Below are 24,482 nucleotides of genomic sequence, written 5' to 3' on the forward strand. Positions count from 1 at the left end.
GCTTTTTTCAATGACTTGGGCAAAAATAACCGTATAGCGCGAAGGGACTCGCGCATGGCGGCGGGTGCCGTCTGGGCTTTGTATCAGGGGACATAAATGCTTGAGAATTTGATTGCGCCGACCAATGGGTCGCAGCGGGTAAAAGATGTGGCTGCGGTAAGCCGAGGCATCCTGCTGGCCTCTACAATGCTGTTGACTTCGCCGCATTTCGCTTGGGCGGAGCCAGCGTTCAGCGTCTACGATGGTCCAGGTAATGTCGTTAATACGAACACCACCGCAGTTGGAAATGGCAGCATCTATGTAGGCTACGGTTCGAACGGCGAACTAACGATTTCCGAGGGTGCATTATTAAGCGGCGTAGAAGGCTACGTTGGAGAAGTGAGCGGCATTACTGGCGAGGTTACAGTCACAGGCCCTGAAACGACATGGAATAATTCGAACAATTTCTATGTGGGCAACAGTGGCAAAGGCACGCTCAACATCGAAAATGGCGGGCTGGTCGAAAGTCAAATCGCTTATGTGGGCTATAATGCCGATAGCGAGGGCACTGTGAAAGTGACGGGTAATGGCGCCCTGCTACAGACCACGAATGAACTCTATCTTGGATATCACGGCACAGGCACACTCATTATCGAAAATGGTGGCGTTGTAACAAACAAGAACGGGTATGTAGGAGAGAATGCCGGCCAAACGAGCACCGTCAGTGTAGCAGGTTCTGGCTCCAAATGGACCAACACGAATACTCTGCATATCGGTTCAAATGGTGATGGTACGTTAGACATTAAAAATAGCGGCCTTGTCGAAAGCAAATACGGCTACATCGGAACCAACGTTGATGGCCGGGGCACAGCAACGGTTACAGGTGCTGAATCCACATGGCGAAACAGCATGGGTCTTTATGTCGGCTTCGACGGTATCGGCACACTCAACATTGAAGATGGCGGAGTTGTGGAAAGTCAAGAAGGCGATATTGGCGTTTTTGCAAGTAGCACAGGCACAGTAAATTTATCCGGCGCAGAATCTGCATGGAAAAACACCTTTCTATATGTCGGGACGAGCGGAAACGGCACGTTGAATGTCCTAAGCGGTGCCACTGTGGAAGATTCGCAGGGCTACGTCGGATACAATCTTGGCAGCACCGGTAAGGCGACGGTTTCCGGTTATGATTCAAGCGTTGCCGGTTCTAGATCGACGTGGCGCAATAGCACCAATTTGACAATCGGCGAGAGCGGCAATGCCATGTTGACGATTTCCGACGGCGGCGTGGTTTCTGTCGGATCACAGAAGGAAAACGGTTTTTATGATGGCACCACCTTTATTGCCACGAACGCAAGCGCGATAGGCACGCTCAATATCGGCTCTGCCGCGGGCGAACGTGCCACATCGGCAGGCAGGCTGGACGCCGCCGCGATCCAGTTCGGTAATGGAACGGGCAGCATTGTCTTTAACCATACAGATTTCAACCATGATTTTTCAGCCAATATCAGCGGTTTTGGTCATATCCATCAGTATGCTGGTGTCACAACTTTGTCCGGTGACAGCTCCGAATTTACCGGCACAACCAATGTTAGTGGCGGCACACTCAAAGTGACCGGCACGCTCGGTGGCACACTTAACGCTTATGATGGGGGTACCATTGCCGGCACGGGCACTATTGGCACGACGACAATTGGCAACGGCGGGATTTTGTCACCGGGCGGGTTGAACCAAATTATTTATAGCCGGTCTCCCTATTCCATGATGGGCGCTTCAGGCGTGGTCGGAACTCTTAAGATCGACGGCGATCTCGTTTTGAACGCTGGTTCGACCTATGCGGTCGATCTGAGCAGCGAAGTTGCGGATACATCAGCCAATGTTTCGTCTCTGTTTAAGAGCGACATGACCATCGTCAACGGGCTAGCAACCATAAACAAGGACGCTGCCGTACAGGTCACCGCCATTGATGCTGAAACAAGCTACAAAAAAACCCAGACGTACAAAATTTTGACGTCCGAAGGGCTTACAGATGGTGGCTTCTCCATCGTAAACAATAACTCCGCCTTTCTGAACGTCGGAACATATACCGAGGGCGACGACGTCTATCTCAAGGTAGGACTGAAGTCGGATGCTCCTTTTACGCCCATAGCCAATACCCCGAACCAGCGTTCGCTCGCTTCGGCGCTTGAAACGCTCGATCAGACCTCCGGTAGCGCGTCGCTCGAGTTGTATAACAGCCTACTGAACCTAGACGAAGCGCAGGCACAGCAAACCTACCAGCAGCTTTCCGGCGATGTCTACGCCACAGCCCAAGGGGCCTTCGTCCAGACCAACCGTGCCGTCAACACGGCGCTCAACAGCCGTGTGCGGGCAGTGACGGACGGCGTTGCCGCCCCGTCTTCCATGGCACTCGGTTATGCCGAAGAAAAGGAAAGCCCCAAGGACGGGCAATTTGCTGCCTTCGAGCCAAAGAAATCCTTCGATCCCGACCGTTTCGCAACGTGGATCAACGGCTTCGGATCCTGGGGTAAGGTCAGCGGCGTCAATGGCGAGTCCGATACCGACATTTCCAATGGCGGTGTGCTTGTCGGTGGCGATGTCGCTGTTGGCAATGACTGGCGCGTCGGCGTTCTGGGTGGTTACAGCCGCTCCTTCTTCGATACCGACAGCAGCAATGGCAACAGCACCAATTATCATATCGGCGCCTATTCCGGCACCAAATGGGGTCCTGTCGCCTTCCGCTCCGGCATGAACTACACATGGCACAATGTGGAAACGACGCGTAATGTCACCGCTCTCGGCCAGACGCTGTATGGCGATTACGACGCCTCCAGCTTCAATGCCTATGGCGAACTGGCCTATCGTCTGGATGTCGGCAAATCCGCGCTCGAGCCTTTTGCCGCACTGGCGCATTCCCGCACCAAGACAGATGGCTTTAGCGAAACCGGTGGCAGCGCGGCTCTGACGGTGGATTCGTCCGCGATGAACACGACGTTTACGACCGTTGGTCTGCGCACCTCCACAGACTTCGATCTGGCGGGCGTTGCCTCCGTGGCGCGCGGCACCATTGGCTGGATGCATGCTTATGGCGATGTTGATCCCGTCTCATCAGCGCGCTTCCTGACCGGCGACAGCTTTGCCGTGTCCTCGACGCCGATCGACCGCAATGCGGCTCTTCTGGAAGCCGGTGTGGACTTCACCATCACCCCGGCCTCGACGCTGAGCTTCACCTACAACGGCCAGATCGGCTCCAACGCCTATGACCACGGCGCAAACGCCAAACTGCGCGTGAAGTTCTGATCAGTCGATGCAACAATGAGAGCGGCGGGTTCCGCCGCTCTTCCTTCACATGCCCATTCGAAGTATGCCGCTGCCAGAAGCAGGCTGCTTGACAAGATGAGAAACCAGAGCGACGTGAGCCAGCCCGCATCTGCCATGACTTGCGAGAAGTTGGGTGGGAATGCAGTGAAAAGGCCTTTTTAGCTTATGTCCGTACTGAAGCTTTTTTTGTCCCTTGTGACAGCGCTGGTTATCAGCACCACATCTGTGAATGCCGCTGATGCCAACTCCGAAATGCGGGTGCAGCAGGTGTCCTCCGGGCTCTATGGTTCCGTCCTGCTCGATGGCTTCATCGATGTCGCGCGCATCGATGGTACGACGACGAAAACGCTGCAGGATATGCTTCAGCAGCCCACCTTGTTTGCCCCCATTAAAGGGCACGACATCAATCTTGGCTTCGTGCGGACATCCGTCTGGATGCGATTTGCTCTCACCCCGTCTCCAGACACAGCAAAGCCGCAGGATTTGCTTCTATCGATCATGCCAAATTTCACGGATGAACTCGAAGCCTATGTCGGTGTGCTGAAGAGTGAAATGAATGCGGGAGATTTCGAGCGTTATGAGATGGGCGACCATTCGCCGCGTTCTAACGCCAATCTGAACACCTCAGCGAATATTTTGCCAATCGAACTGCATCCAGGCCAGACGACTATCATCTACATTCGCGCGCATAATCAGGATGCCAGCCTCAACGTTTCCGCCGAGTTGCTGTCGCCGGCCTATTACGAATACAGGTCTATCGTTCAGAACATTGTCAGAGGACTGTGGTTCGGAGGAATGAGCGTTCTGCTCGTTATCCAGTTCTTCTTTTTCTATTTCGACCGAAAGAAGTTCTACATATTTCTGATGCTGGACATATTGGCGGTCAGTTCGACCTATTTCGGCAGTCTCGGTTTGGCGAGACTACTGTTTTTCAACAATGGCGGCCTCGGCAACGACTATTTGACCAGCATGTCCTCCTGGTTCGGGCTAACAGCCGGCGCCTTGTCGATTGCTGCCATCCTCGATCTGCGGACGCGGTTCCCAAAGCTAAACCTCTATTTCCAGTTTGCAGCGACAATCGGCATTCTTGGCGTTTTCTGTGTCTTACTTGGTATAAACCGCTACTTCGTACTTCTGGCCGGCCCGGTCATCCTGGTCCTCACCACATTGGCAGCGACGGTCGCCCTTCTGGATTTCAGTCGCAAACCCAATGCGCAGACTGGCCTCAACTTCGCGGCATTCGGTCTGCTCTGGGCTGGGCTGATTGCCACAAACGGGCAGCGTTACGGCATATTCCCGCTCCCAAGCTGGGTCGCGGGCTCTTACGCTGCAACGAGCATTATTCATTTCACCTTGCTAACGGGCTCTCTGGCCGTGCGGCTCCGGAATGCGGAAACAGCCGCCCGCAATGCCGACCGCCGCGCTTTACTGGCCGCCAATGCTGCCGAACAGCATGCCAATGATCTCGTGCTGGAAAGAACCCGAGAACTCGTGGAAGCCAAGCGCGTAGCCGAAAATGCCCTTTGTGCGGAATTGCAGGCGCAGGAACAACAGGTTCGGTTCATGGAGGTCATTTCCCACCAGTACCGCACACCTCTCGGCGTCATCCGCACGAACCTACAAAGCATTCGGCTCACACTGCCAAAGGGAGATGAGGCCAATCGCGAAAGGCTGGATCGTGCACATGTCGGCATCTCCCGCCTTGTCGAAGTGCTTGAGGTCAACCTGACGCGCAGCAAGCTTCAGGGCCCAGCCTTTCAGCCGTCATTCTCCAACATTTGCATGGCCGATATCGTTGGCCATGCAACCAAGAGCGCGCGCGATCTCCTGAACGGCATCACATTGAATGTTGCAATGGCCCCTGATGTCGAGCAGATCATCATTCGTGCAGATACTGAGATGCTGCGACTGGCCATCATCAATCTTCTGGAAAATGCCTTCAAGTTCTCAGCCCCCGTCGGATCGACCTCGGTGTGGCTGGATGTGTTTGAGCAGCAGGATGAGGCGCATTTGCGGGTGAGAGACAAGGGCATCGGTATCGCCACGGAATCCGTCGAGACCCTCATCGCAAACCATATGCGCGGTGCCAACTCTGCACATATCGAAGGTACCGGCGTGGGTCTTTCGCTCGTCAAACGAACGACAGATGCTCACGGAGGACGTTTCACACTCGTAAGCGGCGCAGAGGGCGGCACCGAAGCGACGATCATTCTGCCGATTTCACGATCAGTCTGATCATCCAATCCGACACGTTTTAAGTGTCAGCGGTTGCGGTTAAAATCCGTGCGGGTTAATTGTTGCGGTGTCCGCTTCGCACGGTTGCAGAGTTAGAAGTCAGTTCAATGCCCCATCAATCCACCTCACGATCCCCCGCCCAACGGCAGAGCGCACATGCGCCGGTTCGCGTGATCCTCGTGGAAGACGATCTCGACCTGAGACAAGGCTTGACGGATTTTCTGCGCCTCAACGCCTTCGCAGTGACTGCGGTTGGAAGTGGCAAGGAATTCGACCTGGCATTTGGCACAGAAGTCTTCGACATCGCCATTATCGACGTCAACCTGCCAGATGTCAGCGGATTTGAGATCGTGCAGCAGGTCAAGAAAACCACGAATCTGGGCATCATCATGCTGACGGCCAGAACGTTGCGGGACGACAAGCTTCGCGGTTACGCTGAGGGGGCCAACCTCTATCTCACCAAGCCGGTCGACGGCGACGAGCTTGTTTTTGCCATTAAAAATCTGGCGGAGCGTCTGAAGCCAACAGGCAAACTGTCCCAAGCCCCACTCCAGCCGACACGCAATTGGTCACTAGACCGCATCGGGCAACGCCTCATCTCTCCGCAGGGAGCGGCCGTCAAACTCTCAGGCCGTGAGGCGGCGCTGATTTCCAAATTGGCGGAGGATAGCAAGCGTATCATTTCCCGGGCCGACCTCGGGCTTGCTCTGGGCTACGAGACGGTGTCCGACACCCGGAGTCTCGATGCCGTCCTACAGCGGCTGCGGGTAAAAGCGCGGGAAGCCGGGAGTGAATTGCCCATCCAGGTCATTCATGGCTCCGGTTTTCAGCTTTCCAGCGATATCGTCATACGGTGATTTCGAAAATGACTGTTGGCCGCCATCTCGATCATCCCCCGGGCTTGAATTGAGCTGTGACCACATGGCGATTGCCCGGATAGGTCAGTTGCACATAGGTCACCGGGCCGTTCGGGCCCCAGGTCAAACGCTCGATCAGAAGGCACGCATCTTTTGGGGAAATGTCGAGGTTCTTCGTCTCTTTTGGTCCTGCTGTAATTGCCTGAATGCGATGTTCTGCTGTTGTCCAGGGGATTTGCGACAACAGCCAGGGCCCTGGCGCCTGGCTTTCGAAATCGAAATCGGCGGCTTGCGGCACCGCTGCCAGACTGATGAGGCGCTCCTCCAGGCAAAATGGCTGTTCACCTGCATAGTGCAGGCATGTCACCTCAATCACGGCATGCGGCTTGGACAGGGTCAGGCGGGTGCTGTCCTCTGCGCTTGCCTGCCTCTTTTTCAAAGACAGCACCTTGTAGCGATAGGCCAGATTGAGGGTCCGGACTTCCTCCTTGATATCATGGATATCGAGAATGGCAGATTGGGCGCGTGGCTGCGTTACGAAGCTACCGGATTTCTTGCGTCGCTCGATCAGTCCGGATTTGGCAAGCTGGCTCATGACCTTGTTGACGGTCATGCGGGAGCAGGAATAGGCCGCAGCCATGTCCACCTCAAACGGAAGCCTGTGGCCGGGCTGCCATTCGCCGGACATGATGCGACCTTCGATGTCGTTCAATATGCGCTGGTGAAGGGTTTCATCCCTGCCTGTGTCTTTTGTCACGCGTGGTCGCTCTCAATGAAATCCAAGCGATAGACCTAACTCACATCGGGTGAAACGGGAACATCAGCGCGACAGAAGATCAGCCATTGCCGCATGAAACCGGCGGGAAATTTCGGCGCGGCGAACATGCTGCCCGCCTTCGACCTGTTTGCGCCCCGCAGACCAGACGGCATCCACCATCACACCGCCCGCAAACACCCAGTGGTCGAGCAACTGGTCCTCGAAGAGATAAGGTACAGCAATCGTGTCCAATGCCACGATATCGGCTGCACCGCCTTCTACGAGACCGCATTTGGATTGAAGCGCGGCATTGCCGCCCAAGAGCGCCTGTTCGAACAGCTTGCGCCCTGTGGAGCCGCCCGCATCGGCCACCAGATTGCGCGCTCGCAGTGCCAGACGCTGTGAATATTCCAGCATTCGCAACTCTTCCGGCACAGAGATCAGGATGTTCGAATCCGACCCGATACCGTAACGGCCGCCGTCTGCAAGGAAGGACGGCGCAGGGAAAACGCCGTCGCCAAGATTGGCTTCGGTTATGGGGCACAGCCCGGCAATAGCGCCACTTCTTGCCATTCTGCGCGTTTCGTCGGCGGTCATGTGTGTTGCGTGGATTAGGCACCAGCGATCATCGACAGGTGCATTGTCGAAAAGCCATTCGACCGGTCGAGAGCCCGACCATGCGACGCAATCTTCAACCTCTTTCACTTGCTCGGCGACGTGAATATGGATCGGCCCATTGGCAGCGAGCGGAAGGATGGCCTGAAGTTCTGCACCCGTTACTGCGCGCAGGCTGTGTGGGGCTATGCCCAGAACGCCGCCCTGCAAGCCTGCCACCACACTGGCAGCGCCCTCCATCAGCCGCCCATAGCTTTCGACGGAATGAATGAAGCGCCGTTGCCCCTCGATAGGTGCCTGACCGCCAAACCCGGAATGGGCGTACAAGACCGGCAGTAACGTCAGACCGATACCGGTGGCAGCACTAGCAGCGCCGATGCGTTCCGCCATCTCGGCGATATTGGCGTAGTGAGAACCGTCTTGATCATTGTGCAGATAATGAAACTCGCCGACACGGCAGAATCCGGCTTCGAGCATTTCCATATAAAGCTGTGCTGCGACCGCCTCGACGTGATCGGGCGTCATAGACAGGGCAAACTTGTACATAACGGTGCGCCAGCTCCAGAAGCTGTCGTCGGCAGGCCCACGGATTTCGGCTAGGCCCGCCATCGCCCTCTGGAAGGCGTGGCTGTGCAGGTTGGGCATGGCCGGCAGCAACACGGATTTTCGGTCATCGCCGGGTTGCGGCTCAACACCCGCCGTCAGCGAATGGATCGTTCCGTCCATGATCTCAAGACGCACGTCGCGCGCCCAGCCGCTGGTCAACAGCGCGGATTTTGCATGGATCGCGTTCATTCAGCCTTCTCCCGATTGCGAGACATCCAGACCATCATCTCGTGGCGATTTCAAATTTTGTCTTGCCAAGACGCTTATTATGTATAGACATGTTATCGGCAAATGAAAGGCGTAAATCTGATGCCCGGAAATAATTTTTCGAAAACCAGGACCGCTGATGCGCCGCCCAGCCTGTGGCTCAACGCCCGCATCGCGACACTCGACGCCACGAAAACAGGCCTCGGCGTGGTTGAAAATGGCGCTATCGCCGTGAGAGACGGACGGATTGCCTGGGTGGGCGAAGCGGATGCAGTCCCAGCCGACATGACTCAGGGCGTGACCGTTCACGATCTCGGAGGACGCTGGCTGACACCCGGCCTGATCGACTGCCACACCCACCTCGTCTATGGCGGCAATCGCGCCCGCGAATTTGAAATGCGCCTTGAGGGTGCGACCTATGAAGAGGTGGCGCGCGCCGGTGGAGGCATCGTTTCGTCCGTTAAGGCAACGAATGCACTTTCGGTGGAAGAACTTGTCGAGGCCGCATTGCCCCGTCTCGATACGCTGCTTGCGGAAGGTGTAACGACCATCGAGATCAAATCCGGTTACGGTCTCAACATCGCTGCCGAACTGCGCATGCTGAAAGCCGCCCGCATGCTGGAAACGATCCGGCCAGTCCGCGTCGTCACCTCCTATCTGGCTACCCACGCTGTGCCGGTCGAGTACACAGGCCGCAACGCTGATTATATCGATGAAGTCGTGCTTCCTGGGCTGCGGCAGGGTCGCGCGGAAGGGCTGATCGATGCGGTCGATGGCTTCTGCGAAGGAATTGCGTTTTCGCCGGATGAGATCGCTCGCGTGTTTGATGAAGCCAAGGCTTTGGGTCTTCCCGTCAAACTCCACGCGGAGCAGCTTTCCGATCTCGGTGGTGCAAAGCTCGCCGCCTCCTATGGCGCGCTCTCGGCGGATCATCTGGAATATCTGGATGAGGACGGCGCGCATGCGATGGCAGAAGCCGGAACGGTTGCGGTGCTGCTGCCCGGTGCTTTCTACGCCATCAACGAAACGCGCAAGCCGCCAGTCGTTGCCCTTCGTGCAGCGGGTACGCGCATTGCAATTGCCACCGACAGCAACCCCGGAACATCCCCACTCACCTCGCTGCTGTTGACGATGAACATGTCAGCAACGCTGTTTCGCCTCACCGTCGAAGAGTGCGTCGCCGGTGCGACACGCGAAGCCGCCCGCGCGCTTGGCCTGCTGGACGAGACCGGCACGATCGAGGTCGGAAAGTCTGCGGACTTCGCCGTCTGGTCGATCGAAAGTCCCGCCGAGCTGGTCTATCGCATCGGCTTCAACCCGCTTTTCACACATGTTTTCAAGGGAAAGAGAATAGACCGATGACCATCACCCTCACGCCCGGCCAGGTTTCCCTGAAAGAGCTGGAACAGATTTACTGGACGGGCGAGCCCGCCCGTCTCGACCGCTCCTTCGACGCGGGCATCGAAAAGGCCGCAGCCCGGATTGCCGAGATTGCCGCTGGCAACGCGCCTGTCTACGGCATCAACACGGGCTTCGGCAAACTGGCGAGCATCAAGATCGATGCTGCCGACGTCGCCACCCTGCAGCGCAATCTCATCCTTTCCCATTGCTGCGGTGTCGGCCAGCCGCTGGCGGACAACATCGTGCGTCTGATCATGGCGTTGAAGCTGATCTCGCTGGGGCGCGGTGCATCCGGTACGCGGCTTGAACTGGTGCGGCTGATCGAAGCCATGCTGGAAAACGGCGTGATCCCGGTCATCCCGGAAAAGGGCTCGGTCGGCGCGTCCGGTGACCTAGCGCCGCTGGCCCATATGGCTGCCGTGATGATGGGCGAAGGGGAAGCGTTCTTCGGTGGCGAGCGGCTGAATGGCCGCACAGCGCTGGAGCGGGCCGGTCTCACACCCGTCATTCTGGCCGCCAAGGAAGGCCTCGCGCTCATCAACGGCACGCAGGTCTCCACAGCGCTTGCGCTGGCTGGGTTGTTCCGCGCCCACCGCGCCGCGCAATCGGCTCTGATCACCGGTGCTCTTTCCACCGATGCCGCAATGGGTTCATCTGCGCCGTTCCACCCCGATATCCACACGCTCCGCGGCCACAAGGGTCAGATCGATGCGGCATCTGCCTTGCGCGGCCTGCTCAAAGGCTCGGTCATCCGCGACAGCCATATCGAAGGCGACGAGCGCGTTCAGGACCCCTATTGCATCCGTTGCCAGCCGCAGGTCGATGGCGCCTGCCTCGATCTTCTGCGCTCGGTTGCCCGCACGCTCGAAATCGAAGCCAATGCGGTGACGGACAATCCGCTGGTGCTTTCAGACAATTCCGTCGTTTCCGGTGGCAATTTCCACGCCGAACCGGTGGCCTTTGCCGCTGACCAGATCGCGCTCGCCATCTGCGAAATCGGTGCGATTGCACAGCGCCGTATTGCGCTGCTGGTTGATCCCGCGCTCAGCTACGGGCTGCCCGCCTTTCTCGCCAAGAAGCCCGGCCTTAACTCCGGCCTGATGATTGCCGAGGTGACGTCTGCCGCGCTGATGTCTGAAAACAAGCAGATGTCGCATCCGGCCTCCGTCGATTCCACACCGACATCGGCCAATCAGGAAGACCATGTCTCCATGGCCTGCCACGGTGCCCGCCGCCTGTTGCAGATGACCGACAATCTCTTCTCCATCATCGGCATCGAAGCGCTGACGGCGGCGCAAGGGATCGATTTCCGTGCGCCGCTTACCACCAGCCCGGAACTGACCAATGCCATCGCTGCAATCCGCAAGGTCGTACCGACACTGGAAATAGACCGCTACATGGCAAACGACCTGAAGGCGGCAAGCGATCTGATCGCCACTGGTGCGCTCAACGCTGCGGTTTCTTCGGGCATTCTTCCGGTTCTGGAGGCTTGAATGAGTGTCTTTGAAGTCAAACAGGGTTCATCGCCCGTTATTCTCGGTTTTCCACACACCGGCACCAATATACCGCCTGCGATCTGGGAGCGTCTGAACGACACCGGTCGCCTGCTTGCCGATACCGACTGGCATATCCATCATCTTTATGAAGGCCTGCTGCCTGACGTGACGACTGTGCGCGCCACATTCCACCGTTATGTCATCGATGCCAATCGCGACCCTGAAGGCGCGAGCCTTTATCCCGGCCAGAACACCACGGGTCTTATTCCAGATACGGATTTCGATGGCCTACCGATCTGGAAAGACAATCAGGAGCCGACGGAAGCGGATATCGCCGCCCGCCTGGCCGAGTTCCATGCGCCCTATCACGCGGCGTTTTTGGCAGAGGTAGAGCGGGTCAAGGCAATTCATGGGGTAGCCATTATCTATGATTGCCACTCCATTCGCTCGCATATCCCGTTCCTCTTTGAAGGCAAGCTGCCGGATTTTAATGTCGGCACGGATATGGGCCAGACCTGTGATCCCGCTATCGAAGCGGCAACATTCGATGTGGCCTCCAAGGCGCAAGGTTACACCAGCATTCTGAACGGTCGCTTCAAGGGCGGTTGGACGACACGTCATTACGGCAGGCCGGAAACTGGCGTTCACGCCATCCAAATGGAACTGGCGCAGTCCACTCATTTGACGACCGAAGCTACGCCCTTTGATTATGACGAAGCCAAGGCCGAGAAGCTCCGTCTTCATCTCAAAGACATTCTTGCGCGCATCGAAGCCTTTGCGCTGACACTTTCTACACAAAAAGGGGAAACGAAATGACCAATCCTCGTCACAACATTCGCGACGTGCGCGCTGCTCGCGGCACCGAACTGACGGCGAAATCCTGGATGACCGAAGCGCCGCTGCGCATGCTGATGAACAATCTCGACCCCGAAGTGGCGGAAAACCCGCATGAGCTGGTAGTTTATGGCGGCATTGGCCGTGCCGCCCGCACCTGGGCGGATTTCGACAAGATTGTCGAAAAGCTACGTGACCTCAACGAAGACGAAACGCTGATGGTGCAGTCCGGCAAGCCGGTCGGCGTGTTCCGCACGCACAAGGATGCGCCGCGCGTTCTCATCGCCAACTCCAACCTCGTGCCGCATTGGGCAACCTGGGACCATTTCAACGAACTGGATAAAAAAGGTCTCGCCATGTACGGCCAGATGACCGCTGGCTCGTGGATTTACATTGGCAGCCAGGGTATCGTGCAGGGCACCTATGAGACCTTTGTTGAAGCCGGTCGGCAGCATTATGGCGGCAACCTCACGGGCAAGTGGGTGCTGACCGGTGGTCTCGGCGGCATGGGCGGTGCCCAGCCATTGGCCGCCGTCATGGCCGGTGCCTGCTGCCTTACCATCGAGTGCAATCCCGATTCCATCGATTTCCGCCTGCGCACCCGCTATGTCGATGCCCGCGCCGAAACGCTCGATGAAGCAATGGAGATGATCCAGCGCTGGACTGCCGCAGGTGAGGCCAAATCGGTCGGCCTTCTCGGCAACACCGCAGAAATCTTGCCGGAAATGGTCCGTCGCGGCATCCGTCCGGATATGGTCACAGACCAGACCTCGGCTCATGACCCGATCAACGGTTATCTGCCCAAGGGCTGGACGATGGCTGAGTGGAAGGACAAGCGCGAAAGCGATCCGAAAGCGGTTGAGACGGCGGCGCGTGCTTCCATGCGCGAACATGTCGAAGCGATGATCGCTTTCCAGGACATGGGCATCCCGACCTTCGACTACGGTAATAACATCCGCCAGGTTGCCAAGGATGAGGGCCTGGAAAATGCCTTCGCCTTTCCGGGCTTCGTACCGGCCTATATCCGCCCGCTGTTCTGCCGTGGTATTGGCCCGTTCCGCTGGGCTGCACTCTCCGGCGATCCGGAAGATATTCGCAAGACCGACGCCAAGGTCAAGGAACTGACGCCCGGCAATAAGCACCTGCACAACTGGCTGGACATGGCCGCCGAACGTATCGCGTTTCAGGGCCTGCCCGCGCGCATCTGCTGGGTCGGTCTGGGTGATCGCCACCGCCTTGGTCTGGCTTTCAACGAAATGGTCAAGAACGGAGAACTTTCCGCCCCCGTCGTCATTGGCCGCGACCACCTCGATTCAGGCTCCGTCGCCTCACCTAACCGCGAGACGGAAGCCATGAAGGATGGCTCGGACGCCGTGTCCGACTGGCCGCTTCTGAACGCGCTACTCAACACCGCGTCAGGCGCGACATGGGTTTCCTTGCACCATGGCGGCGGCGTCGGCATGGGCTTTTCGCAACACTCAGGTGTGGTCATCTGCTGTGATGGCTCGGACGATGCCGCCCGTCGTATCGAGCGGGTGCTGTGGAACGACCCCGCCACCGGCGTCATGCGCCATGCTGACGCGGGCTATGACATCGCCATTGATTGCGCCAAGGAAAAAGGTCTGCGCCTGCCCGGCATTCTGGGGAACTGAACCTCGATGAAAATACTGCGGGCCAGTGATTACAAGCGCATGCCGTGGAAAAACGGCAAGGGAGAGACGGTGGAGATCGCCGTCTTTCCTTCGAACGCATCCCTTGATGATTTCGACTGGCGTATCAGCATGGCTGCCGTTGTCGAGGACGGCGCCTTTTCCACCTTCGAAAACGTCGATCGAACTCTGATTGTCTTAGACGGAGAGGGCATTGTGCTTTCCGTCGAAGGATCAGACCCAGTTGAGTTGCGGCCAGACTCGCCACCCCACAGCTTCGCCGCCGACGCACCCACAACGGCAACGCTGCTGGGTGGGCCCATCACCGATCTCAACATTATGACACGCCGTGGTAAGTTGACATGTTCAGTTACACGTCAGCCATCGGGACCGGTCGAGGCAGTCAATATCGGCGTGACATTCGTCTTTGCGCTCAACGCCTGCAAAAAGGACGGGCTGGAATTTCTGGCTCCCACAGACTGCTTGCTTCTCACGGCAGGAGGCCTGCTGGAACTGGACCGCGATGACAGTGCCTCTACTCTGGTCATTCATCTCTCTTGAGCGTCGGAAACCGCCGTCCATAATTTAGCTTTCCTAAACTATGGAAAAGATTCCTGCCGATAGCTGCCCCTACGTTCTTTTACCGGCATGGCGATAGTCTCCGCATTCTTATATCCGATTGCTTCACCAAGGTAGTCTGATCTGCGTCTGCGGGTCGAAGAGGTTAACGCTGTCAGGATCGACGGTGAAAGCGATTGCGTCCCCTCTTTTTCCTGCAAAACGCGGCTCTATTCGCGCAATCACGGTTTGGCCGCCGATGAGGGTGGTGAGCATGGTGTCGGGACCTGTGGGCTCAACGACATCGATAGTGCCGCGGAAGACTGTGGCCTTGTCGGCGTGGGCAACTTTCAATTCTTCCGGGCGAACACCGAGGATAATGTCTTGTTCTGTCAGTTTCGTATCGCTGCGGCCAAGGTCAAGCAAAACGTCTTCTGCCTTGAATTGCCAACCAGACTGGCTACTCACCAGTCGCCCCTTCAAAAAATTCATCGCAGGTGAACCGATGAAACCGGCCACGAACATGTTGGCAGGACGCTCATAGATCGTGCGCGGATCGGCCAATTGCTGAATGTGGCCACCTTTCATGACGGCCACTTTGGTAGCGAGTGTCATGGCTTCGATCTGGTCATGGGTAACGTAGACGATGCTGGTTCCCAATCGTTCATGCAGCCGCTTGATCTCGGTCCGCATCTCCACACGCAGCTTGGCGTCGAGGTTGGAAAGCGGCTCGTCGAACAGAAACAGATCCGGGTCGCGGACGATTGCACGACCCATCGCCACACGCTGGCGCTGGCCGCCGGAGAGGTTTGCCGGTTTACGATCCAGCAGATGCGTGACCTGCAGCATGTCTGCCGCACGCGTGACAGCCTCGCGCCGTTGATCTGCGTTGATGCCGCGCATTTCAAGGCCGAAGCCGATGTTTCTCTCCACCGACATCGTCGGGTAAAGCGCGTAGGACTGAAACACCATTGCAATGTTGCGATCCTTCGGCGGCAAATTGGAAACCGAGCGCCCGCCTATGGAGATATCACCACTCGACGTTTCATCAAGACCGGCGATGATGTTAAGCAAGGTAGACTTTCCGCAGCCGGAAGGCCCCAGCAGCACAAGAAAACCGCCGTCTTCAAGCTCGATGTCGATGCCATGCAGCACTTCGAGTGCTCCATAGGACTTGCGAACGTTGTTGAGTGAAAGCGTAGCCATTTTATGTTGTTCCTTTAGCCCTTGATGGCTCCTGCGGTCAGCCCCTGGACCATTGCCCGCTGGACGATCGCAAAGAGAAGCATGACGGGAAGAATGCTGAGGATGCCGCCTGCGGCCAGAACGCCCCATGGAAGCTGGAACTCTCCCACCATCAACTGAAGCCCGACTGGCCATGTGCGAGAGCCTTGGCCTGTTGTCAGCATGAGAGCGAAGATGAACTCGTTCCACGCGGCGATGGCGATGAAGACGGAGCTTGCCACGAGCCCGTTTCTGGCCAAAGGCAGGACGATGCGCACCATGGCGCCGAGACGCGTCGATCCATCGATGCGCGCTGCACTCTCGAGTTCCTTGGGCGCTGCATCGAAAAAGCCCTTCAGCATCCAGACGAAAAGCGGCAGCAGGAAGCTGGTATAGGCGAGAGCCAGACCAAACCGGCTATCGACCAGCCCAACCGTTCTCATCATCACGTAGAGCGGAATGATCATCATCACCGCAGGGAACACGCGGATGAGCAAATATCCCAGCATGATGTTGTTCCGGCCACGAAACACCAGGCGCGAAAAGGCGTAAGCGGCGAGCGTGCCGGTGACGACGCAGATGGCAACCGTAACAGTGGTGACGATAAGGCTGTTGGTTATCAGCACCGGAAAGTTCGATTGGGTCCAGATCGCCACATAGTTTTCGAACGTGATGTGCTGTGGAATATATTGCATCTGGGAGGTGACGATATCGGCCTCTGTCTTCAAAGACGTCAGAAACATCCAGACCATGGGGCCAAGGCAGAAGGCCGCCAGAGTGCACAGGACGACATAGGTCAGAATGTCGGCGGCCATTCGCCTGCTGCGATTGCTTTTAAACATGGCTCATTCTTTCGTTATGCGCGACAGGCGGATGTAAATCGTTGCGAAGACCATCAGGATGAAGAACATCACAACGGAAAGTGCGCCTGCGTAACCGAAATTGAAGTCGCGATAAGCGGTTTGGAACGCATAGAGCGATAGGACCTGCGTGGCATTGCCGGGGCCACCGCCTGTCAGCACCAGCAAAAGATCCGGCGAGTTGACGAGACTGATGACGCGCAGGATGACCGCAGCAGTGATGACCGTTTTCAGCATGGGCACGGTGATCAGTCTGAACTTGGTAAAGGCGCCAGCACCATCGACGGCTGCGGCCTTATACAGATCCTCCGGTATGCCCTTGAGACCAGCCAGAAACAAAAGCGCGAAGAACGGAAAGCCGTGCCATGCCTCGACAAGAATGGTTGCGACGAGAGCCGTGTTGGGATCGGCAAACCAGGCTTTGTAGGAACTCAACAACCCAAGCCGAACGAGAATGTCGTTGATGACGCCAAGCCGTGGATCGAGAAGAAGCGCCCACATATGCCCCGCCACGACATTCGGCAGGAAATACGGAAGCAGAATGAGCACACCGAAAATCTTCGTTCCCGGCACATTACGGTTCAACGCAACGGCTGCGATGAAGCCGAGTGTCATCTCGATCGTCACTGCTGCGACAACCCAGATCGCGGTGTTCTTCAGCGAAATCCAGAAGACGCGATCCGACATCATCGCGACGTAATGCTTCATCCCGACCCAACCATTGAGAGCTGGTCGCGTCAGGCGCATTTCGCGCACGCTGATGAAGAACCCGTAGATCGTCGGGTAAGCCACCACGAGAAACAGCAACAGAAGGCTTGGCAGGAGAAGAAGATACACCCAGTAACGCGTTTCCGAGATTTCTCCGAGGCTGCTGAAAGGGTGGCGTCTTGAATGTGGGGTCATTGAAACGCGGCGCTGACGCCGTCCCTGCTTGGCGCGCGCGATGCGGTAAACCGCACCGCGCCTGAAACGAGATTAGCGAAGGGCAGCTTCAAGTCCCTCGATCATGCGATCAACGGCTTGCTCTGGCGTTAACTGACCTGTGAGAACCGATTGGAATGTCGGATTGACGACATTTTCCGACCAACCCGCTGCACCGACAAAATTGTTCGGCAAACGTCCAAATTCAAGCGTCTGCGTCGCAGCAGCGTAAATCGGATTTCCCGTGATCCGCTCGTCTTTCAATGCGGCAGTCGACGCCGGGAAATAACCGGTTGCCTCGAGAAGCGCGATAGCCGCATCGGTCTGCCCCCAGAAGCTAATCCATTTCCAAGCCGCCTCGACATTGTCTTCCTTGAAGATGCCATTACCGGCGTAGGAAACGCGGGCAATGTGGGCTTTGGGGCCGGCAGGCATGGGCGCCGTGGAGAATTGAACGCCGGGTTTCAGCGCCGTCGAAATTTCGATCAGCGAACCGGTATGGTGCCAGATCATCGCCGTCTGTCCGGTTCTGAAGCCTTCCATGATCTGGCGGTAGCTATCGTTTGGCGCGCTCGGTGGAACAACCTTTTCTTTGCGGAACAAGTCGGCATAGAAGGTAATCGCTTCGACTGCCGCCGCCTTGTCGATAGCGGCCTGCCCATCCTTGACGAGCGGCGAGCCGAAGGCCTCCATGACGTCGATAACGTATTTGAAAGCGCCCGCGCCACCGCGCATGCCAAATGCATAGCGGTTCTTGGCGGGATCAGTCAGCTTGCGGCAGACCGTCAGAAACTCGTCAAACGTTTTGGGCGGGGCCGAGATGCCCGCTTCTTCGAAATAATCTTTTCGATAATACATCCAGTCAACGAAGGCATAGGCGGGCACGGCGTAGATAGCGCCATCATGCGACATCCCGGCCCAGCGGTTGTCCGGTAGGTTGGCCTTGCCTTCCCACTTGTTAACCCGCTCGCTGATGTCGACAAGCGCACCCATCGCTGTCAGGTCGGCAAAACGCTCGGCGACCACCATCCCGGTATCGGGGCGGCCTCCTGCGACAACTGCAGACGAGACTTTCGCCATGTATTCCGAATTCGGTATGCTTTCCTGCGTTACGGAGATATCCGGATTTGCAGCTGCGAAGAGCTGAATGATTTTGGTCAGCCCTGCCATTTCCGACTGGCTGGCGAAATGGTGCCAATAATTGATTGCCGTCGCTGCGTTGGCGCTGCGCAGGCTCGCGGCAAAAGCCAGCACTGCACTTGCTGCCATAAATTCACGTTTGCTCAGATGCATCGAAACCTCCCAAGAGATCAGACTCCCAATCTGATCGATCAGTAAACGCTAACACCAATTCTCAGGCTCTGCAACAACGCACATCCACGCCCTCTGAATTTAATGATGCTAAATCATACAAGGCCGAGGTTACGCTGCATCGCAGCTTGAAAATGCGCCTGCAAGGCTTTCTCTGCCGCATCTGCATTTCTTGTGCCGCAGGCCTCCAGAATATCGAGATGCTCTTTCAGTGTCCGGATCAGAATCGGCGCCGTCACCTTCCGCTCCAACCGTAGCAATCGCAGGTAATTGTGCATGCGGCGGTAAGCGCTCTCTATCAGCGGATTGCGCAAAGCATGGATGATCTGGCCGTGCAGATCCAGCTCAAGCGCATCCATTTCAAGAAGCTGCTCAGGACCGATACCATCCCGCTCGACGCGCCGCAAAAGGCGTGAATGCCGCACTTCCAGGGCATTCGTGATGTTTTCGTCTGCCTCTTCGGCAAATACACGCACTGCTGCGCGCTCAACAATGGAGCGAAACTGATAGGTAGAGCGCGTGAGTTCGAGACCCGGACGAATGAACTGAATTCCCGAACGCGGATGAATGGTGAGAATGCCTTCCGCATCCAGCACCCGCAGGGCATCCCGCAACGGGGCAACCGGGACATCGACGATTGCCGAAAGTTCGCTTTGTGAGATGAACGCCCCGACGGGCACTTTCCGCTCGAAGAGACTTTCCAGAATTCTCTCGTAAGCGACATCGCTGAGGCGTTGCGCACTCGCTTCACTAACACCTGATTTCACACTTTGCCGCTCCGACGTTTTTTTCATGATGACAGAAAAATTCCTTTCTGATAGATCAGTATAAGTTTTTAAGCGATCAGAGAGCTTGTCATGACCATTACTCAATTCCGTATAACGCGATTTCAGTTTGCTCGCGACCGTGTAATTGGAGACAGCCAGGTTCGCGCCGACGATACCAATGTCGCTGCACTGGAGCTGATCTCTGAAACTGGTGATGTTGGGCTGGGATTCATCCAGACACTTTTCCATCCACTGCCCGACCAGGCCGAGATAGAGGCCGTTTTTGAGAACGAGGTTTGGCCAACGCTCAAAGGCCAAAAGGCCATTGGCCTCGTCCATAGTGTCAATCGACCGCGCGGGGGCAACCAGCGCGCATTTTCGCTGCCGTTCCACGAAGCACTGCAAGTTGCGCTGTGGGATCTCGCCGCCAAACAGGCCGGCATGCCGCTGCACCGGTTACTGGGAAGCAAACGTGATCGCGTCCGCGCCTATGCCAGCGGCCTCGATTTTCATCTGAGCGATGAGGCATTCTGCGCGCTCTTCTCTTATGCTGCCAGCATTGGATACACAGCGTTCAAAATCAAAGTCGGCCATCCCGACTTCAATCGCGACCTGAAGCGGCTCGATCTGCTTCAGCAATCAGTGCCGAGCGGGTCGCTTATCATGATCGATCCCAATGAGGCCTGGAACTCGAAAGAGGCGCTGGTCAAGCTGACCGCCATTCGCGACGCCGGACACGATCTGCTCTGGGTCGAAGACCCTATTCTGCGCCATGATTTCGAAGGCCTGCGCACTCTTCGTCACGCGGTCAACTGGACCCAGATCAACAGCGGCGAATATCTCGATATGCCCGGAAAGCGCATCCTTCTCGAAAACCACGGAACGGATCTCCTGAATGTCCACGGACAGGTGACAGATGTCATGCGCATCGGATGGCTTGCCGCAGAAATGGGCATCCCGATCAGCCTCGGCAATACCTTCCTCGAAGTTGGCGTCCATATGGCCACAGCGCTTCCAGAGGTCGAATGGCTGGAATATTCCTTCCAGAATTTCGATCATCTGGTGGAAACACCCATCGAAATTCGCGACGGCTATGCCTACGCGCCCGACAGACCCGGACATGGACTCGTACTTTCTGAAGAAGCCAGACAAGAATGGGCAAGACCCAAGCGCCTGGACAGATCACAACTTGGTGCTGCGCCAAAAAATAGTCGACTTCCGATTGATCCAAGGTTGCTTTGAAAAGCCAACCCAACGGGCACAATCATTAGCTGAACAGGCGCGCTTCACAGAGCCTTCGCCTTGATGGTTTGCGCTCTGGGCCGCCTGCCCTAACGACACATTTTTCTCGGAAATCGGTGTCGGTTTCGCGCGTGAATTCCACCGTCAGCACACGAACTACGGCATATTGAGCTAGTGGCGCCGCAAGATTTCGGCGCCACCGCTTTCGCAATGCTAAAATTACATAGGTGGCACTACGCCATTGGTGCCGACGACGACACGACCGCTCGACATGGAGCCATCGGCTGCCTTCTCAGATGGCACGAACACGGTGGCACCTGCCTTGAGATCGGCTTCGGTAGCCGGCGCGAATGTTACGACCGGCGTACCGTCAGGGATCGAAATCTTCTTTTCCTTGCCCTTATAGGTGACTGTCACGGTCCGACCATCGACCGACTTGACCGCATCTGCGACGGTGGCATTGGTCATGGAGCTGTTCGGCTTCAAATCCCAGGCATAGCTGCCTTCGCCGGTGCCTTTCATGGCGGCGGGGAAAATCAGCACTTCGAGCGCGCCATCACCACCGCTTGCCGTTGGCATCGAAGCAATGCCGACAAAATCGCCCGGCTTTATGTCATCGACCGAGGCCTTGGCAACGCTCGAAACTTTCCAATCATCCTTGAGCATGATCTTGGCGTCCGTGCCTTCGCGCGTCTTGACCGACAGGGTCTTGCCCTCGAAGCTTTCTACGGTACCGCGAACCCGCACCTGATCGGCGGCCTGCACAGCGAAGCCCGCAGACATGGCCAGCAGCGTGCCCGCGATGACCGATGTGCCGGTTCTCGAAACAATCTTGGAAATGGATAGCATATCTTCTTCCTTTCAGAGCCCTATCGTTTCAAACCACCGGCAGATGCGGGTTGGAAATCCGCCGGCTTTTCAGAAGGGACGGCATTTCTGCCGGCCTGTTGAACATCAGATGCCGGCGTACCATTCGTAGCCGCGGTCTTCCCAGAAGCCGCCATTACCGCCATAGATCCCCGAGAGATCGGCAACGGCTTCCATGCGCATGAGGTATTTTGCCTGCTTGTAACCCAACTGCCGTTCCACACGCAGCCTGAGCGGCGCGCCATGTGGCACTTCCAGATCGTGACCGTTCATGGAATGGGCAAGGATGGTCTGTGGGTGAAAAGCATCGACAAGATCGATGCTTTCGTAATACCATCCGCTGCCATCAAGGGACTTTTCGTATTCGTCGGCGCAGTGGAAGACGATGTAGCGGGCTTCCGGCTTCAAGCCCACCTTGTCCAGCAGTGCGCCAAGCGGCACGCCGGTCCACTGGCCAATGGCACTCCAACCCTCGACGCAGTCATGGCGGGTAATCTGCGTCCGCGATGGCATCGCCTTCAGCGATGCGAGCGACAATTTGGTTGGCCGCTCCACAAGGCCGCCGATGTCCAGCTGCCATTGCGAGAATGTCTGGGAGAGCAGGTCCTGATACTGCGGGCTATCGGGCATGCTGGTGCCGTTGGCGCGAAAAGTCGGTGAGATGTCCGCCACGGTGAATTCGCGGGCCAGAGTATTGTCGCCCAACAGCAAGCGCTGCGTGCGCATCGTCAGCCCCTCGGCCATGCGCAAAGCCTCCTGAACAGTAGGGTTCTCGACCAGCGCATCGCAACCGCTGAGGCCAAGCGCCGAGGCTGTCAATGTCGAGCCAATCAGAAAGCGGCGGCGGGTAATGAGGCGGCTCATGGCTTCGGCTCCACTTGAATGGCGTAACGGCCCGTGATCATCGAGCGCATGTTGTTGAAGACGCCGGAAACCAGCACCATGACGACATGGACGACAACGAAGGCGACAAGTGCGTTGGCGGTAATGAAATGCAGCGTGCGCGCCGATTGCCGACCGCCGAACAGATCGAGCAGCCACGGGGCGAAAGCAACGAACCCCGGCGACATGGTAAGACCTGTGCCAATCATCATCGGCAGCAGCAGAAAGATCACCAGCAGATAGGTTAGCTTCTGAAGCGCATTATAATGACGGGCCTGCTCACCTTTGGGAAAACGCAGTCGCGCATGGTCTGCAATCTCATGGCCGAGATGGCCAGGTGTCAGTTCGTCCCGACGCGGCAGCAGGTCACGGCGGAAATGCCGGGCGATGAAGCCGTAGGCCATATAGATCAGCCCGTTGATAACGAACAGCCATGCGAAGAAGAAGTGCCAACGGCGACCAGTGGCAAGGTCCTGATAACTCGGCAGGGTTGCCCAGGCGGGAAAACCGCGGGCCGTCGGCTCTCCATCAACATTGGAAACGCCAAGCACACCGGTCGTATTGAAGGAAAGGCTGCCGATACGAGTAACGCCTTTGACGGCGTCGCCATCCTGGACCGCCTCCATGGAGATGAAGGAGGGATCATTGTCTGCACCATACTGCCCCCAGTAAAGGCTTGGATGGGCATTGAATATTTGCAGGCCACTGAACAGGAGCACAGTCATGCACAGCACGTTGAGCCAGTGTGACAAGCGCACGGTCAGGCTATGGCGACGGATGAGCATGCGTGTTGTCGGGGCGGGCTTGGCGGAGGCGTCCATGACTATTCCTCATGACGACGGGGTCGGTCTTGACGCGGCGCCCTCGCAAATATGCGAGGGCGCCGAGAGGTTACTTCATCGCCTCGCACGACTTCATCATGTTGGATTTTTTCATGCTGTTCTTTTCCATGCCCGCTTTGTGCATGCAGTTAGCTTTGCGGCTGCTCATCTTCATGCCGTCGTTCTTCATGCTATTTTTGCTCATCGTGTCGGTTTTCATGGCATCGGGCTTCTTCATCGAATCCATGCTGGTCTGTGCCTGAGCTGCGCCGGTCGCCAGCGAGAGGCCGAGAAGGGCTGCAAAGGCAGCAGTACTGAAAAGACGAATGGTCATTGTTTTTCTCCCAGTTGATGTGCCCGCCGCACTCCACGGCTGTGGTTCACAGGAGAACATTCGGAATTCAGCCAAAGCGGTTACAGTCATCACGGCGATGTGATCGTGTTTTCTTGTCCCGCGTCTTCCTCGCTTTTATTTCGGCGGGCGTGTAACTGTTTTTATGCAGGCCCGTATGAGACAGAAACGACATGAAGCAGCTGACCGAGTCCGAACTGAAAGCGCTGATGCTCTTGTCTCTCGACGGAGACGAGGTCGCATATCGCTGTCTGCTCGATATGCTTCGGCATCTGCTGAGCAATTATTATGCCCGGCGGATTGGCCGTTCGGCTGCTGCCGATGTTGATGATCTGGTGCAGGATGCACTGCTTTCGCTGCACCAGCGACGCATTACATATGACAGAGACCGGCCGTTCACGGCATGGTTCTTCACCATCGCCCGCCACAAGCTGGTGGATCACCTTCGACGAAGCGGACGCCGTTCGCACATTGGGTTGGAGGCGGTGGAGGAGATTGAGGACAACTACAGCGAGGACGCGGTATCGGCCAACATGGATGTGAACCGGCTGCTGGCCAGTCTCCCGGCATGGCAAGGTACGATGATCAGGCAGGTGCGACTGGAAGGCCTTTCGGTCGCAGAAACGGCCGCCAGCGGTGGCAAGACAGAAGCGATGGTGAAGATCGGTGTCCACCGGGGTATCAAGGCACTGGCTGCGAGATTGAGAGGCGAACGTGGCTAAG

General features: G+C 57.0%; 21 protein-coding genes. 10 read left to right on the top strand and 11 right to left on the bottom strand.

Annotation, left to right across the window (positions count from 1 at the left end):
* Positions 1 to 96: 96 nt before the first annotated feature.
* From AC27VJ_RS08590 to AC27VJ_RS08600, 3 genes are all read left to right on the top strand, one after another.
* Complete coding sequence (locus tag AC27VJ_RS08590; protein ID WP_488683653.1) at positions 97 to 3,276, top strand: autotransporter domain-containing protein; 3,180 nt, start codon at positions 97 to 99, stop codon at positions 3,274 to 3,276.
* A 216-nt stretch (positions 3,277 to 3,492) separates the two neighbouring features.
* Positions 3,493 to 5,532 carry a sensor histidine kinase gene (locus AC27VJ_RS08595; protein ID WP_488683808.1) on the top strand — a complete coding sequence of 680 codons (2,040 nt, stop codon included), beginning with the start codon at positions 3,493 to 3,495 and terminating at the stop codon, positions 5,530 to 5,532.
* 107 nt (positions 5,533 to 5,639) lie between these two features.
* Positions 5,640 to 6,389: a response regulator transcription factor gene (locus tag AC27VJ_RS08600; RefSeq protein WP_488683654.1), complete on the top strand. Its 750-nt coding sequence runs from the start codon at positions 5,640 to 5,642 to the stop codon at positions 6,387 to 6,389.
* 31 nt (positions 6,390 to 6,420) lie between these two features.
* On the opposite strand, the gene hutC is transcribed toward AC27VJ_RS08600, so the two are convergent.
* Together hutC and AC27VJ_RS08610 are read right to left on the bottom strand one after the other, a co-directional pair.
* Positions 6,421 to 7,146, bottom strand: a complete 726-nt coding sequence (gene hutC, locus AC27VJ_RS08605) for a histidine utilization transcriptional repressor HutC (RefSeq protein WP_488683655.1) — start codon at positions 7,144 to 7,146, stop codon at positions 6,421 to 6,423.
* Between the two features lie 63 nt (positions 7,147 to 7,209).
* Positions 7,210 to 8,556, bottom strand: coding sequence for a formimidoylglutamate deiminase (locus tag AC27VJ_RS08610; RefSeq protein ID WP_488683656.1), 1,347 nt, complete (start codon positions 8,554 to 8,556; stop codon positions 7,210 to 7,212).
* Positions 8,557 to 8,676: 120 nt separating this feature from the next.
* Between AC27VJ_RS08610 and hutI the strand changes: the two genes are divergently transcribed.
* From hutI to AC27VJ_RS08635, 5 genes are read left to right on the top strand one after another with little or no spacing between them, the layout of a single operon-like run.
* Positions 8,677 to 9,936, top strand: a complete 1,260-nt coding sequence (hutI, locus tag AC27VJ_RS08615) for an imidazolonepropionase (protein WP_488683657.1) — start codon at positions 8,677 to 8,679, stop codon at positions 9,934 to 9,936.
* On the top strand, positions 9,933 to 11,468 hold the full coding sequence (gene hutH, locus AC27VJ_RS08620; protein ID WP_488683658.1) for a histidine ammonia-lyase: 1,536 nt from the start codon (positions 9,933 to 9,935) through the stop codon (positions 11,466 to 11,468). Before hutI ends, hutH begins: the two co-directional genes overlap by 4 nt.
* On the top strand, positions 11,469 to 12,287 hold the full coding sequence (hutG, locus tag AC27VJ_RS08625) for an N-formylglutamate deformylase (RefSeq protein ID WP_488683659.1): 819 nt from the start codon (positions 11,469 to 11,471) through the stop codon (positions 12,285 to 12,287).
* On the top strand, positions 12,284 to 13,957 hold the full coding sequence (gene hutU, locus AC27VJ_RS08630) for a urocanate hydratase (protein ID WP_488683660.1): 1,674 nt from the start codon (positions 12,284 to 12,286) through the stop codon (positions 13,955 to 13,957). Before hutG ends, hutU begins: the two co-directional genes overlap by 4 nt.
* A gap of 6 nt (positions 13,958 to 13,963) precedes the next feature.
* On the top strand, positions 13,964 to 14,515 hold the full coding sequence (locus tag AC27VJ_RS08635; protein ID WP_488683661.1) for a HutD/Ves family protein: 552 nt from the start codon (positions 13,964 to 13,966) through the stop codon (positions 14,513 to 14,515).
* A gap of 123 nt (positions 14,516 to 14,638) precedes the next feature.
* On the opposite strand, the gene AC27VJ_RS08640 is transcribed toward AC27VJ_RS08635, so the two are convergent.
* From AC27VJ_RS08640 to AC27VJ_RS08660, 5 genes are all read right to left on the bottom strand, one after another.
* The gene (locus tag AC27VJ_RS08640; RefSeq protein WP_488683662.1) at positions 14,639 to 15,718 is read right to left on the bottom strand and encodes an ABC transporter ATP-binding protein; all 1,080 of its coding nucleotides are present in this window, start codon (positions 15,716 to 15,718) and stop codon (positions 14,639 to 14,641) included.
* Positions 15,719 to 15,732: 14 nt separating this feature from the next.
* On the bottom strand, positions 15,733 to 16,578 hold the full coding sequence (locus AC27VJ_RS08645; RefSeq protein ID WP_488683663.1) for a carbohydrate ABC transporter permease: 846 nt from the start codon (positions 16,576 to 16,578) through the stop codon (positions 15,733 to 15,735).
* 3 nt (positions 16,579 to 16,581) lie between these two features.
* A complete protein-coding gene (locus AC27VJ_RS08650; protein ID WP_488683664.1) occupies positions 16,582 to 17,499 on the bottom strand; it encodes a carbohydrate ABC transporter permease in 918 nt (305 codons plus the stop codon).
* A gap of 72 nt (positions 17,500 to 17,571) precedes the next feature.
* Positions 17,572 to 18,810: an ABC transporter substrate-binding protein gene (locus AC27VJ_RS08655; protein WP_488683665.1), complete on the bottom strand. Its 1,239-nt coding sequence runs from the start codon at positions 18,808 to 18,810 to the stop codon at positions 17,572 to 17,574.
* Between the two features lie 113 nt (positions 18,811 to 18,923).
* The gene (locus tag AC27VJ_RS08660) at positions 18,924 to 19,622 is read right to left on the bottom strand and encodes a GntR family transcriptional regulator (RefSeq protein ID WP_488683809.1); all 699 of its coding nucleotides are present in this window, start codon (positions 19,620 to 19,622) and stop codon (positions 18,924 to 18,926) included.
* Positions 19,623 to 19,685: 63 nt separating this feature from the next.
* Here AC27VJ_RS08660 and AC27VJ_RS08665 point away from each other — a divergent pair, with 63 nt between their 5' ends.
* Positions 19,686 to 20,837: a mandelate racemase/muconate lactonizing enzyme family protein gene (locus AC27VJ_RS08665; RefSeq protein WP_488683666.1), complete on the top strand. Its 1,152-nt coding sequence runs from the start codon at positions 19,686 to 19,688 to the stop codon at positions 20,835 to 20,837.
* Positions 20,838 to 21,056: 219 nt separating this feature from the next.
* Here AC27VJ_RS08665 and AC27VJ_RS08670 read toward each other — a convergent pair whose 3' ends face one another.
* The 4 genes from AC27VJ_RS08670 to AC27VJ_RS08685 form a co-directional block, all read right to left on the bottom strand.
* Positions 21,057 to 21,686, bottom strand: a complete 630-nt coding sequence (locus AC27VJ_RS08670) for a hypothetical protein (RefSeq protein WP_488683667.1) — start codon at positions 21,684 to 21,686, stop codon at positions 21,057 to 21,059.
* Positions 21,687 to 21,791: 105 nt separating this feature from the next.
* Positions 21,792 to 22,568 (bottom strand): molybdopterin-binding protein, encoded by a 777-nt coding sequence (locus tag AC27VJ_RS08675; RefSeq protein ID WP_488683669.1) that lies wholly within the window; start codon positions 22,566 to 22,568, stop codon positions 21,792 to 21,794.
* The gene (locus tag AC27VJ_RS08680) at positions 22,565 to 23,407 is read right to left on the bottom strand and encodes a cytochrome b/b6 domain-containing protein (RefSeq protein ID WP_488683670.1); all 843 of its coding nucleotides are present in this window, start codon (positions 23,405 to 23,407) and stop codon (positions 22,565 to 22,567) included. The genes AC27VJ_RS08675 and AC27VJ_RS08680 overlap by 4 nt, the downstream gene beginning before the upstream one ends.
* Before the next feature lie 70 nt (positions 23,408 to 23,477).
* Positions 23,478 to 23,741 carry a pentapeptide MXKDX repeat protein gene (locus AC27VJ_RS08685; RefSeq protein WP_353577162.1) on the bottom strand — a complete coding sequence of 88 codons (264 nt, stop codon included), beginning with the start codon at positions 23,739 to 23,741 and terminating at the stop codon, positions 23,478 to 23,480.
* Positions 23,742 to 23,932: 191 nt separating this feature from the next.
* Between AC27VJ_RS08685 and AC27VJ_RS08690 the strand changes: the two genes are divergently transcribed.
* Positions 23,933 to 24,481 carry a sigma-70 family RNA polymerase sigma factor gene (locus AC27VJ_RS08690; RefSeq protein WP_488683672.1) on the top strand — a complete coding sequence of 183 codons (549 nt, stop codon included), beginning with the start codon at positions 23,933 to 23,935 and terminating at the stop codon, positions 24,479 to 24,481.
* Position 24,482 lies beyond the last annotated feature (1 nt).

This window comes from Agrobacterium sp. 20P9.1.2, from assembly GCF_057799395.1.